General features: G+C 40.9%; 13 protein-coding genes. 2 read left to right on the top strand and 11 right to left on the bottom strand.

Annotation, left to right across the window (positions count from 1 at the left end; genetic code table 11):
- Window positions 1–23 precede the first annotated feature (23 nt).
- From argH to HMPREF1150_RS03940, 11 genes are all read right to left on the bottom strand, one after another.
- A complete protein-coding gene (argH, locus tag HMPREF1150_RS03890) occupies window positions 24–1,406 on the bottom strand; it encodes an argininosuccinate lyase (protein ID WP_009660112.1) in 1,383 nt (460 codons plus the stop codon).
- Window positions 1,407–1,420: 14 nt separating this feature from the next.
- Entirely contained in the window at window positions 1,421–2,620 is a 1,200-nt protein-coding gene (locus HMPREF1150_RS03895) for an argininosuccinate synthase (protein ID WP_009660046.1), read from the bottom strand.
- 174 nt (window positions 2,621–2,794) lie between these two features.
- The gene (locus HMPREF1150_RS03900; protein WP_009660084.1) at window positions 2,795–3,430 is read right to left on the bottom strand and encodes a DUF6287 domain-containing protein; all 636 of its coding nucleotides are present in this window, start codon (window positions 3,428–3,430) and stop codon (window positions 2,795–2,797) included.
- 89 nt (window positions 3,431–3,519) lie between these two features.
- Window positions 3,520–4,977: a glutamate--tRNA ligase gene (gltX, locus tag HMPREF1150_RS03905; RefSeq protein WP_009660042.1), complete on the bottom strand. Its 1,458-nt coding sequence runs from the start codon at window positions 4,975–4,977 to the stop codon at window positions 3,520–3,522.
- A 106-nt stretch (window positions 4,978–5,083) separates the two neighbouring features.
- Window positions 5,084–5,863 carry an alpha/beta hydrolase family protein gene (locus tag HMPREF1150_RS03910; RefSeq protein ID WP_009660076.1) on the bottom strand — a complete coding sequence of 260 codons (780 nt, stop codon included), beginning with the start codon at window positions 5,861–5,863 and terminating at the stop codon, window positions 5,084–5,086.
- 74 nt (window positions 5,864–5,937) lie between these two features.
- Complete coding sequence (locus HMPREF1150_RS03915; RefSeq protein WP_009660103.1) at window positions 5,938–7,605, bottom strand: ribonuclease J; 1,668 nt, start codon at window positions 7,603–7,605, stop codon at window positions 5,938–5,940.
- A 783-nt stretch (window positions 7,606–8,388) separates the two neighbouring features.
- Window positions 8,389–8,592, bottom strand: a complete 204-nt coding sequence (locus HMPREF1150_RS03920; RefSeq protein WP_009660108.1) for a CsbD family protein — start codon at window positions 8,590–8,592, stop codon at window positions 8,389–8,391.
- Between the two features lie 76 nt (window positions 8,593–8,668).
- Entirely contained in the window at window positions 8,669–9,259 is a 591-nt protein-coding gene (locus HMPREF1150_RS03925; protein ID WP_002902153.1) for an Asp23/Gls24 family envelope stress response protein, read from the bottom strand.
- A gap of 18 nt (window positions 9,260–9,277) precedes the next feature.
- Complete coding sequence (locus tag HMPREF1150_RS11780; protein ID WP_002905455.1) at window positions 9,278–9,448, bottom strand: DUF2273 domain-containing protein; 171 nt, start codon at window positions 9,446–9,448, stop codon at window positions 9,278–9,280.
- Window positions 9,449–9,459: 11 nt separating this feature from the next.
- A complete protein-coding gene (amaP, locus tag HMPREF1150_RS03935) occupies window positions 9,460–10,041 on the bottom strand; it encodes an alkaline shock response membrane anchor protein AmaP (RefSeq protein WP_002899157.1) in 582 nt (193 codons plus the stop codon).
- A 55-nt stretch (window positions 10,042–10,096) separates the two neighbouring features.
- A complete protein-coding gene (locus HMPREF1150_RS03940; protein ID WP_002920347.1) occupies window positions 10,097–10,336 on the bottom strand; it encodes a GlsB/YeaQ/YmgE family stress response membrane protein in 240 nt (79 codons plus the stop codon).
- Between the two features lie 293 nt (window positions 10,337–10,629).
- Between HMPREF1150_RS03940 and HMPREF1150_RS03945 the strand changes: the two genes are divergently transcribed.
- Both HMPREF1150_RS03945 and HMPREF1150_RS11775 read left to right on the top strand, forming a co-directional pair.
- Complete coding sequence (locus HMPREF1150_RS03945) at window positions 10,630–12,111, top strand: M protein trans-acting positive regulator PRD domain-containing protein (RefSeq protein WP_009660094.1); 1,482 nt, start codon at window positions 10,630–10,632, stop codon at window positions 12,109–12,111.
- Between the two features lie 92 nt (window positions 12,112–12,203).
- Window positions 12,204–13,555, top strand: a protein-coding gene (locus HMPREF1150_RS11775) for an IS3 family transposase (RefSeq protein WP_156788984.1) whose coding sequence is annotated in 2 segments (ribosomal slippage) — window positions 12,204–12,645 and window positions 12,645–13,555 — 1,353 coding nt in all. Because the reading frame shifts where the segments join, the coding sequence is not laid out codon by codon here.
- The last annotated feature ends 34 nt before the right edge of the window (window positions 13,556–13,589 follow it).

Raw genomic sequence — 13,589 nt, 5'->3', positions numbered from 1 at the left:
CTTGCGATGTTCCCTATATCTTATTACTTTTCCAGCTGTCTCTTAGCTCTTTCCAACTCCTGACGGATCTGTGCAAATCCTGTCCCGCCAAGGGAATTCCGCTTTTGTACAGCAGTTTGTGATTCGAGCGCTTGATAAATATCTTCCTCAATCAGCGACGACACTTCCTGATAGCGGCTCAGCGGGATATCCTGTAGATAATAGCCTGCCTTGCTGCATTCCAGAACCAACTTTCCGACAATCTCATGGGCTTCCCGGAAAGGCAGTCCTTTTTTGGCCAGATAGTCAGCCAATTCCGTCGCATTGGAGAAGTCTTGCTGAGTTGAAACCAGCATTTTTTCTTTGTTTACTGTCATACTAGACAGCATACCCGCCATAATATCCAGCGATTTTTGGATAGTATCTACTGTATCGAACATGCCTTCCTTGTCTTCCTGCAGGTCCTTATTATAGGCCAAGGGCAGGGATTTCATAACCGTCAGAAGACTGAAGAGGTGACCGTAAACTCGGCCGCTCTTACCCCGAATCAGCTCCGCCATGTCCGGATTTTTCTTTTGCGGCATAATGGAAGAACCAGTACTAAAGGTATCTGACAGGCTGACAAAGCCATATTCATAGCTGCACCAGTTAATCAGCTCCTCACAGAGACGAGACAAATGCATGATGAGAATGCTGCTGTTAGATAGAAATTCCAAGATAAAGTCTCGATCACTTACCGCATCCAAGGAATTGTGGTAAATGCCTTTGAAACCCAATAAATCAGCCGTCAGCTCCCTGTCAATTGAAAACGTCGTCCCCGCCAGAGCCGCTGCTCCTAAAGGAGACAAATTCGTATGCTCCAGATTAAAGGCAAAGCGCTGACTATCCCGGCTGAACATCTGATAATAGGCTAGCAGATGATGGGCAAAGCTAATCGGCTGGGCATGTTGCAGATGGGTATAGCCTGGCATAATAGTCTCTACATGCTCTTCTGCCAAGTTCAGCAGCACCTGACGCAGATTCAAGAGTTTATCCGCAATCTGGCCGATCTGATCCTTGAGATAGAGGTGCATATCTGTCGCCACCTGGTCATTACGGGAGCGAGCCGTATGAAGCTTGCCAGCCACTGGCCCAATCTCCTCGGTCAGAAGAGCCTCCATATTCATATGAATATCTTCATTACGCACATCAAACTCAAGCTCTCCAGCCTGATAACGTACCAGCAGCTTTTCTAGGCCTGCCTGAATAGCAGCTGCTTCCTCTGGAGCAATGATTCCCGTCTGTCCCAGCATTTTGACATGGGCTAGGCTGCCCTGCAGATCATAAGGAGCCAGACGATAGTCAAATCCGATGCTGGCACCAAACTCCTCTACCCAGTCTTCCAGAGAGGCTTCAAAACGTCCGCCCCACAGTTTATGATTCACCATAGGAAAGCCCCTTTCTATTTGTCCTTGTGAGCCTGAACCTCTGCGTGAACCTTAGATGGAAGACCCCATAGCTTGATAAAGCCAATCGCGGCATCCTGGTCAAAGGTATCTGCACTGGTATAGGTGGCCAGACTTTCATCGTAGAGAGAATTATCAGACTTACGTGCCACGACTGTCGCAGCCCCCTTATAAAGCTTCACTTTAGCTGTTCCATTAACCACCTGCTGAGTGGACTTGAGATAGGCAATCAGAGCTTCTGTCGCTGGATTAAACCAAAGGCCATTGTAGATGAGATTGGACAGTTCATTTTCGATAATCGGCTTAAAATGAGCCAATTCTCTAACTAAAGTCAGATCCTCGATTTCCTTGTGGGCAGCCAAGAGAGTCACCGCCCCAGGGCATTCATAAATTTCCCGAGACTTAATCCCTACCAGACGATTTTCCACATGATCAATCCGCCCAACACCGTGTTGTCCTGCCAAGTCATTTAGCTCAAGGATCAAGTCCGCAAGCTTCATCTTTTTACCGTCTAAAGCAACTGGTACACCTGCCTCAAAGTCAATATTTACATAGACTGGGCTGTCTGGCGCTGCTTCTGGCGCAACCGTCAAATCATAGGCGTCTTCCGGTGCTTCATTCCAAGGATTTTCTAAAACTCCGCACTCGTTGGCCCGTCCCCAAAGGTTTTGATCGACTGAGTAAGGACTATCCAGATCTGCAGGAATTGGAACACCATTAGCTTTGGCGTAATTGATTTCTTCTTCCCGAGACCATTTCCACTCCCGAACCGGAGCAATCACCTTGAGACTGGGATCCAAGGAGGCGATAGCCACTTCAAAACGAACCTGATCGTTTCCTTTTCCGGTACAGCCATGGGCAATGGTTGTCGCCCCCGTCTTGTGAGCAATTTCAACCAATTTCTTAGAAATCAAAGGTCGGCTCAGAGCGGACACTAGAGGATATTTTCGTTCGTAGAAGGTGTGTCCTTGCAGAGCAACCAAGACGTAGTCTTCCGCAAACTCGTCTTTAACATCAATAACATGTGATTCGATAGCGCCAACTTTCAGCGCCTTGTCATGAATGAAATCTAAATCATTTCCTTCACCTACGTCCATGCAGACTGCGATCACATCATAATCCTTGTCCAGCCAAGTAATGGCCACCGAAGTGTCCAAGCCGCCGGAATACGCTAAAATGACTTTCTCTTTAACCATGCGATTACCTCTATCCTTCTACATTTTATTTTTAAACATTCTACTGTATGAAAATGCGAATGTCAAGAGGGAATTTAATATTTATTAAAATAAAAGCGTTTTATCGATTTTTATTCAAAATCAATATATTATATACTGGACTCAAAATAAGAAAAAAGAGTTTGTCAAGACTCCTTATTTTACACGGTAAAAAACATCGGGATGTTCGGAAACGCTCTGGGTGATGATGAAACGATCTTGACTGGTATCAGTCGGATCCGTCCCATTGACAGTCTCCCCAGCTGGCAGACTCTTCCCTGCTGGAATTATAAGAAAAGCAGCACCGGTTTGGTTTTTCCAACGAATCCCTGCTCGGTAAATCCCATTTTCATCTGGCCCAGAGTAATCTCCTGCCTCAAGCTTGGCAACATCTGACTCAATACCTGACGCATCGAATGTATAACTGTTCCCTTTGGCATCCTGCCAAGTACCAATCATGCTGGAAAAATCCCCAGAAGCAATAGCCTTCATATCCAAACTAGAAGTTGATGCCGTCTCTTTCTCTCCTTTGCTAGTTTCCTTGGCAGACTTTTCAGCTTCAGTTTCCGAATTCTTCTGAGAGTCTGTATCAGAAGTTTCCTGATTATCCGCTTGACCATCAAGTTCGCTCGAATTGGCCCCTCTTTCAGACTTTTTAGAAGATGCAGAACTAGTCGAACTTGCTTTAGAATTGTTGGAAGCAGGGGTCGTCTGCTCTTTCTTTTGGTTACAGGTTACTAGCACGAGTAAGGCTACTAGCCCTCCAATCAAGATGATGATCCATTTTTTCATTTTTCTCTCCTTAAGGTATTTTCTTATTACAATTGTGACATAAAAACAAAAATTTGCAAAGTAAAAACCAGCTCGAAAGCTGGTTTATCTTATTGAATTTGATTCAGCATGTTTTCGATATGCTGGATAGATTTTTCACGACCCAGCAGGTAAATCGTATCTGGCAGCTCTGGTCCATGCATTTCACCCGAAACGGCAATCCGAATCGGCATGAAGAGGTTTTTGCCCTTGATCCCTGTCTCTTTTTGGACAGACTTGATTTGTGGGAAGATATTCTCCGTCACAAAATCTGCATCAGACATAGCTTCTAACTTTTCTTTGAAAGCTGTCAACACGGTCGGTACCGTTTCACCAGAAATGACCTCACGCTCTGCATCTGTCAACTCTGGAAAGTCCGCAAAGAAGAGGTCTGTCAGCGGCACGATTTCGTCTACAGACTTCATTTGTGGTTTGTAGAGTTCCACAAGCTTTTCTGCCTTATCTGTCAAACGGCCCGCTTCTTCCAAGTACGGCTTAGCCAGAGCGAAGATTGTGTCAAAATCTGCATTCTTGATGTATTCGTTGTTCATCCAGTCCAGCTTCTTCTGGTCAAAAGCAGCTGGGGACTTACTGAGACGTTTTTCATCAAAGAGCTCAATCAATTCTTGACGAGAGAAAATCTCATGCTCGCCACCAGGATTCCAGCCCAGCAGTGCAATAAAGTTAAAGACTGCTTCTGGTAGGTAGCCCTTCTTGCGATAATCCTCGATAAACTGCAAAGTGTTGGTATCGCGCTTGGACAGTTTCTTGCCTGTTTCAGAGTTGATAATCAGGGTCATATGGCCAAATTCTGGAGCTTCCCAGCCCAGAGCTTCATAAACCATGAGTTGCTTAGGCGTGTTGGCAATGTGGTCATCCCCCCGAATAACGTGAGAGATTTCCATCAGATGGTCATCAATAACCACAGCAAAGTTGTAGGTTGGGTAGCCGTCTTTCTTCTGGATAACCCAATCGCCACCAATATTGCCGCCTTCAAACTCAATTTCGCCCTTAACCATGTCAGTCCACTTGTAGACACCAGCTTCATTAACAGCCAGACGTACCGTCGGAATGACACCAGCTGCTTCGCGCTCAGCGATATAGGCTGCCTTTTCTTCCTCTGACATGCCTAGAAACTCATTAATATAACGCGGTGTTTCACCAGCTGCTTCCTGACGTTCGCGTTCAGCCGCTAATTCTTCCTCAGTCACATAGGACTTGTAAGCCAAGCCCTTGCCCAAGAGTTCATTGACGTATTTTTGGTAAATATCCAAGCGCTCAGACTGACGGTAGTTTTCGTGAGTCTCAGGACTTTCATCCCAGTCAATACCCAGCCAGCGCAGGTTTTCTAGCTGAGAGCGTTCCCCGTCTTCTACATGGCGCTTGCGGTCAGTATCCTCGATACGGATAATGAAGGTTCCACCATGATGACGAGCATAGAGGTAGTTAAAGAGCGCAGTCCGCGCATTTCCGATGTGTAAAAGTCCAGTCGGACTTGGTGCATAACGCACTCGAATCGCTTTTGTCAAAGTTCCATTCTCCTATTTGTGTTTCGGGGAATCATTCCCACTCCGATTTTCAAACGTAATCATTATATCATACTCTGAGGGCAGAATACGACTTTACAATCTATTTTTACAACAGGCGCTCTTCCAGCTGGAAGTCAATAGGAAGCCAGGCCAGTACATTCTCCATCTGCTTTTCCCAGTAATACCACTCATGCTTACCTGGACTGTGGATGTAAGTAATCTCCAAGCCCAAGTCTTGCAGGTTTTTCACTGCCTCCTGATTGGCCTTGTAGAGAAAATCTTCTTCGCCACACCAAGCCCAAAGCTTAGTCTTTTTATCAGATTGCTTGGCTATACTTTCCAGCGAGTGAGGGCTGCTGGTCCAGTCTTTATAGTCTCCAAAAACTCCTCGCAAATAGGCTGGCGATGCCATTTCAGCATTATCCGGACGAGCATCAAGAAAACTCAAAGCCCCAGAAAGACTAGCCGCGTATGAAAAGCGGTTAGACTTGAGAGCTAGCTTAAAGGCTCCGTATCCGCCCATGGAAAGGCCTGCGATAAAATTCTTCTCCCGCTTATCTGACATATTTGGGAAAAAGCGCTTGAGCACCCGAGGCAGCTCATCAGCGATGGCTTCGTAATAGTTAAAACCGTACTGAGTATCGGTGTACCAGCCGTTGCTGGTATTAGGCATAACAACAATCAAGTTGGTCGAGCGAACCAGACGCTCAATATTCGAGCGCTTGAGCCAGCTATTGTGATTCCCGTTCATACCATGAAGCAGATACAAAACAGGAATGTCCTTATCGTCCGGCTTGTCCACACGAGCTGCGTCCGGATAGAGGACATTGACACCCCATTCCATCTCCAAAACTTCAGAATAATACTCTATTTTCATCACTGCCATTCGCATTTCTCCTTCGTATCTTCCTGACAAGAAAAAGCCGAAGCCCGACTTTTCTTGTATTTGTGTTCAGATTTTTACCGCACTTCCATAACAACCGGCAAAATAGCTGGGCGACGCTTGGTTTGGTCAAAGAGATATTTGGCCAGACTGTCACGGACAGCACCCTTCAGCTCACCCCAGTCAAAGCTATCCTGCGCCAGATAGTCTTCCACAGTTTTATTGATAATGTCAGAGCTTTCGCGCAAAATATCTCTGCTCTTCTTGACATAGACAAATCCACGGGTGTGTACTTTAGCCTTGGAAATGATTTTCTTTTCCTTACGGTTAACCGTGAGTGCCACGATGAAAATACCATCTTCAGACAAGACCTTGCGGTCGCGCAGAACGATATTACCCACGTCACCAATTGCATTCCCATCAATCATGACATCTCCAGCTGACACAGCACCAGCCGGCACAAAATCACCATGGTCGTATTCCATAATGCTGCCCCGCTTAGGAATAAAGATATTTTCCGGCAGTATGCCAACTTCCATGGCAGCTTTAGCATGAGCATCCAAGCCACGGTACTCACCCTGAATAGGGAATAGGTACTTAGGCTGTAGCAGGTTAATCATGAGCTGCAAATCACGCGCATTTGCGTGACCCGAAACCCGCAGGTTTTGGGTAATCAGCTTGACAATGCCACCCGCCTGATAAATCATATTTTCCACGCGAGCCACGACAGCTTCCTTGGCAATTGACGGCGTCGTTACGATGTAAATCAAATCGCCTTCCTTGATTTCCACATAGCGGTGACGGCCGATTGACATCTTGCGCAGACCATTGATAGGCTCACCCATCCGGCCAGTCTCCAAGATAATCAACTCATGATCTTCAAACTTAGACATTTCCTTGGGCTTGATCAAGAGGCGTTCGTCCACCAAGGACAGCTTCTTGAGGCGGATAGCCGTACGAACGATGTTTTCAACATCAAAGCCTGTCAAAACCACTCGGCGGCCAGTCTCTGCAGCTGCATCAAAGACCTGCTGGATACGAGACAGGTTGCTGGCAACCGCCGCAACAATCACACGACCATCCCAGTCAGCAATCGTATCTTCGATTTCCTTACCGACCTCGCTCTCACTAGCCACCTGAACACTACTGTCCGCATTGGCTGAATCACTGAGCAAGGCCAGAACACCCTCGCGGCCAATCTCAGCCAGACGGCCAAAGTCTGTCGCATAGGACGGACTGGCTGACTGGTCAAACTTGAAATCACCTGTATAAACGATACTACCCTTTCTGGTCTTGATGACAACTCCCAAACTCTCAGGAATCGAGTGAGTCGTCCGGAAGAAGGAAACCACGGTTTTGCCAAATTCAATCTCAGTATTTTCATCAATCACATGGAAATCATTGAACTTCTTAACCGCATCATTGTTTTTGACAAAAAGCTTGGCCAGTTCAATCGTCAACTCAGAACCGAAAACTGGCACCTTAGCATCTGCCAAAAGATTAGGTAGAGCACCAATCGCATCCGCGTGCCCGTGCGTCAGAAAGACACCCGCAATCCGCTCCTTGTTTTCAAACAAATAATCCATGTTGGGAACGACATAATCCACACCCAACTGCTCATTTTCTGGGTACTTCAGCCCAACATCCAATACAAAAATGGAATCATCCACTTCGGCAACGTAGAGGTTTTTACCATTTTCACGTACGCCGCCCAAAGCAATCAGTTTAATATTGCTCTTGCTCATTTTTTCTCCTATTCAATTTTCAGAATCTCACTTTTATCAAAGATTCTTTATTTTATTACTAACGGTCCTTGGCTAGCCAAGTCGAATTACAGTCTTGCAAACCAAAGGTTCGCATATCCAACCTATTATAGCATTTTTTCATGTTTTTTCAAAGTCAAGTGTGTCTTCTTAGCGCTCTTGACTACAAAAAACGACCTCTAGCTTTACTCGGCTAGAGGTCTGGTTTACTTCGCTGGTATGAGAGCAATCAGTTCATCCAAGATGTAACTGAATAACAATTTTTTGATTTATTGTTTTTATTATTTTTTATAAACTTTTAATTCCTTCAACCGCTAATGATTTTCTTTTTATCTTAGCATTGGAAATCTCTATAACATAATAAAGCACTATTGATTGAATTCTCGAAGTTTGAAAACCATCTAAAAGCTTCTACTTTCTATACTATCGTTACAATCAGGCAAGCTAAGCAGGCCTGTCTGACAATTCAACCAATATGTCAAGTAAAGCAACTACTTATGTATTACAAACAACTATACCAACAAAGTAAACTTTAAAGCGAATGAATTTGGTTTCCTTTCTTTCTATTTCCTTAACTCTATTATAGTACTCTACTCAGATATTTGCAAGCGTTTACAACCAAGAAATTAAAAAACTTTTTAGCTAAAAAGAAGTCAAGCAAAAAAAGAAAGGAGACCTTAAAATGATCTCCTTTAAACTCTAGATAATTTTTATCAGTAACTATAGCTAACAAAGACTTTTTATAAGGAAAATCAACTATTGGTTTTATTTATCGTCTTTTTTAACCATATTTTTAACGCCTTCGATTGCACCTTCAACAGCATCTTTGGCATCTACTGCAACTTCTTTAACTTTAGAAACTACTTTTTCAGCAGCTCCTTCTTTTTCTGTTTTTTTATCACCAGTTAATTTGCCAAGGCCTTCTTTAATAGAACCTTTAGCTTGGTTGAATTTTTCTTCTGTAGACATAATTGATACCTCCGTTATTAGTTTCAATTTTTAAAGCAATGAAAGAATATAAGAATTCCTAATCTTATTTAGAGAATTAACGAACGCGAGCTTTTTCATTTGATGCAGCGTCTTTAACAGCCTCTACACCATCGCCAACTTTTTCTTGAACAGCTGAGAAACCACCGCTAATGCCAGATTTTGCTTTTTCGAACTGCTCTGAAGCAAATTCGCCTGTTGATTCAGCAACATCTGTCACTCGGTCTTGAAGGCTTACTGAATCCGCTTCGTGTTGTTCTTTTGTTTTAATATCAACAACATTGACATTTACTTCAACAACTTCCAAATCAGTCATCTTAGAAACTTCTTCTGCAACGACTTTCTTGATTTCTTTGTATAAAGCAGGAACATTCTTTTGATATTCTGCAACCACATTCAAGTCAACAGCGACTTGTTCTTTACCAACTTCAACATTGACACCATGAGTGACATTGTCAGAGTTGACCAATTTATCTTTTATGTTAGAGAAGAAACCACCATCAACAGCCAGCAAGCCTGAAACTTTCTCTAAAGAGAGACCGATAATTTTTTGAATGACCTTATCATCGTAAGTCAATTCACCTTTTACTTCGTGAGCTGCTTGAGCAACTTCTTTTTTAGCAACATCTTTAACATCTTTATTTGACATATTAAACTCCTTGATTAGTTATTTAAATATATTATTTTTTTGAATATAATATCCAATTCCTGCCCCTAGAGTAGCGCAAATCAAGACAAATAGAGTCTTAAAGAAGCCAAAGGATAGGATAAAACATGCTAGAATAATGCCTGCTAATCCAGACAAGATTGGATATTGATATTTTTTAAACCATTCCATTTTTTACTTCCTTACTTTACACGACTAGTAGTTTTTTTAGCCGCTTCTTTTGGCTTGAAGTCTGAGACAGAGATTTTAAGCTTGACATTATGATTGATTCCGAAGAATTCTGTCAATCCAGACGCAATTTCTTCTTGAATCAACTGACTTCTCTTGATGATGTTTTCCGAAGGAACGATTGCCCCTTTAACAGAAACCATGCATTTGTTTTTACGGCTATTTACTGAAACTGTAGGATCTTTAATTAAACCGTGTTCTGTTAACAGACTACGAACAAACCCTTCAATGGCTGAATTTTTCAGCATCAGTTTCCCATCCGCATCAGCTAGCTGAATTTCCAAACGTCTCTTAGGATAAAAAACTATCACTAACATTAGTAGTAAGATTAAGCTTGCTAAAACCACAGTGCCCCAGAAAACATACCTAGAAAGATAGTAGCCCACAAAAGGAATCTGCTTCCACGTGAATAACTTCCAGCTAAATAACTGGAGCCCCAGACCGCTGACTTTATGAAAGTCTAGCAAAACAGGAATCAAAATTGTCAAGATTAAAATACAGAAAATAAGGGAAAGTATTTTTCTTGATTTTGACATATTGAATCCTCACATCATTAAATTTTAAATTGTATTTTGAAAGTAAAAAGACAATTTATGCATTTTTACCTACAAAAAATGATACAACAGCTACTACAATAACTGCACCAATGATAGAAGGAAGCAAGGCCATACCAGCCAAACTAGGACCCCAAGTTCCCAAAAGTGACTGACCGACAGCAGAACCAACTAAACCTGCAACAACGTTTGCAATAACACCCATTGAGCCGCCTTTTTTAGTGATTGATCCAGCAATAAGACCAATAACACCTCCAACAATAATAGACCAAAGCATATTGATTCTCCTTTCTAATTTTTTCTAAATCAAAATTGTTTAATAATATTTTTTACTATTATTTTTTGATTAACATAATTATATAATTTTCCAACTTGGAAACATAATAATTCAACTTGGTTTTCTTTCCGTTTATCTGTACTATAGATACGCAAAGATAAGAATTCCTTGTTCTATAGGCTTTTATCAGCATTTTTAGATATATTTTAGAGTTGTTAAACGAGGTTAAATGCATAAAATATGGTATAATTGCCTGATAATAAAAACACTATATAAAGAAAGATAATATTTTAATGCGAGAATTACTGTCTAAAAAGAGCCACAGGCAATTAGAACTATTAGAACTACTATTTAAAAACAAACGCTGGTTTCATATTTCTGAACTGGCTGAACTATTGAATTGTACAGAACGTTCAGTAAAAGATGATTTATCCCATGTCAAGTCTGCGTTTCCTCAATTGATTTTTCACTCGTCCACTAATGGTATACGTATCATTAATACCGATGATAGTGATATTGAGATGGTGTATCACCATTTTTTTAAGCATTCAACCCATTTTTCAATTTTAGAATTCATCTTCTTTAACGAAGGATATGAAACTGAGAGTCTTTGTAAAGAGTTTTATATAAGCTCTTCCTCACTCTATCGTATAATCAGTCATATTAACAAAATCATAAAAAAACAATATAATTTTAAAATTAGTCTCAATCCTGCTCGGATTATTGGAGATGAGATTGATATCCGTTATTTTTTTGCACAATATTTTTCGGAAAAATATTATTTCCTTGAATGGCCATTTACAGATTTTTCAGTAGAGCCTTTGTGTAAGCTATTAGCACTTGTCTATAAAGAAACTGCATTTCCTGTCAATTTCTCAACTCAAAGAATGTTAAAATTGCTCCTCGTTACGAATTTATATCGAATAAAGTTTGGTCATTTCTTGGAAGTTGAGAAAGATTCTTTTAACAATCAATTGTTAGAATCTTTCATGCAGGCAGAAGGAATCGAAGACATTGTAGCAAGCTTTGATTCTGAATACCATATCTCTCTGAATAAAGAAGTGATAGGTCAACTATTTGTCTCCTATTTTCAAAAAATGTTTTTCATTGATGAAAATCTATTTATGAGCTGCGCAAAAACAGACAGCTATGTAAAAAATTCGTATCAATTATTAAGTGATTTAATTGATCAGATAGAAAGCAAATATAATCTTAAAATTGACAATAAGGACAATCTTATTTGGCATTTGCATAACACAGCACATCTGCACCGTCAGGAACTATCTACAGAGTTTATTCTGTTTGATCAAAAAGGGAATACAATCAAGAACTTTCAAAATATTTTCCCTCAATTTGTTTCAGAGGTAAAAGAAGGGATTGAACATTACCTAGAGACTTTGGATATCCATAGCACACCAATGAAAGTCAACCATCTATCCTATACTTTTATCACTCACAGCAAACATTTAGTGCTGAATCTTTTACAAAATCAGCCTAAATTAAAGGTTCTAGTCATGAGTAATTTTGATCAGTATCATGCAAAATCAGTAGCAGAGACCCTTTCTTATTATTGCAGTAATAATTTTGAACTTGAAGTTTGGAATAAATTAGAATTATCAATTGATTCTTTAAAAGAATCACCTTACGATATCATCATTTCTAATTTTATTATTCCACCCATTGAGAACAAGAGACTGATCTATTCCAATAATATTAATACGGTCGCACTCATCTCCTTACTTAACGCAATGATGTTTATTCGCTTAGACGAGTGATTTGGACTATTTTGATAACAAAAAAAACCGCATTCTATGAACCGCACCCCAAAAGTTAGACAGAAAAAATCTAACTTTTGGGGTGTTTTTAAATGAAATTAACTTATGAGGATAAAGTTCGAATCTATGAACTAAGAAAACAAGGAATCAGCTTAAAGCGACTTTCAGAAAAATATGGAATGAACCTTTCAAATCTTAAGTACTTAATCCGATTGATTGATCGTTACGGAATAGAAAATGTCAAAAAAGGGAAAAACCGTTATTACTCTCCTAAATTAAAACAAGAAATCATCAATAAGGTTTTGATTGAAGGTCGTTCGCAACTAAGCGTATCTCTGGATTATGCTCTCCCAAGTAGTGGATTACTTTCAAATTGGCTGGCACAATACAAGAAAAACGGGTATACTATTGTTGAGAAAACAAGAGGAAGGCCAGCTAGGATGGGACGTAAACGGAAGAAAACTTGGGAAGAAATGACAGAATTAGAACGACTTCAAGAGGAGAATGAGCGTCTACGTACCGAGGTGGCCTACCTAAAAAAGTTAAAAGAGCTAGAAGACAGGGACGAAGCCTTAGAGAGAGAAAGGCAGAGACAGTTAGAGAAATGGTTTCAGGAGGATTTCGATTAGATTTACTCCTTGAAACGGCACATTTAGCTCGCTCAACTTACTACTATCACTTAAAACAGCTAGATCAACCAGATAAGAATCAAGAACTTAAAGCTGAAATTCAGGCCATTTATCGTGAGCATAAAGGAAATTATGGCTATCGGAGAGTTACTCTTGAACTAAGGAATCGTGGCTTCGTGGTGAATCATAAGAAGGTCCAACGGCTGATGAAAGTCCTTGGTTTAACGGCTCGAATTCGTCGGAAACGGAAGTATTCTTCCTACCAAGGAGAGATTGGCAAGAAAGCAGAGAATCTCATTCAACGCCAGTTTGAAGCAGCCAAGCCAATGGAAAAGTGCTATACGGATGTGACAGAGTTTGCCATTCCAGCAAGCAGTCAAAAACTCTATCTATCGCCAGTTTTAGATGGTTTTAACAGCGAAATCATTACTTATCATCTTTCTACTTCACCAAACTTAGAACAAGTAAAAACGATGTTGGAACAGGCATTTACAGAGAAACACTACGAGAATACGATTCTCCATAGTGATCAAGGCTGGCAATACCAACATGATTCTTATCATCAGTTTCTAGAGAGTAAGGGAATTCAAGCATCTATGTCGCGCAAGGGCAACAGCCCAGACAACGGTATGATGGAGTCCTTCTTTGGTACTTTGAAATCTGAGATGTTTTACGGTTATGAGAAGCACTTTAGGTCTTTAGAAGACCTTGAACAAGCTATTGTAGACTATATCGATTACTACAACAACAAACGAATTAAGGTCAAACTAAAAGGACTTAGCCCTGTGCAATACAGAACTAAATCCTTCACTTAAATTATTTGTCTAACTTTTTGGGGTCAGTACATCT

The sequence above is a fragment of the Streptococcus sp. AS14 genome, assembly GCF_000286495.1.
GTDB classification, from domain to species: Bacteria; Bacillota; Bacilli; order Lactobacillales; family Streptococcaceae; genus Streptococcus; species Streptococcus sanguinis_P.
Note: the sequence above shows the minus strand (reverse complement) of the source record. Positions and strands in the feature narration are given on the sequence as shown.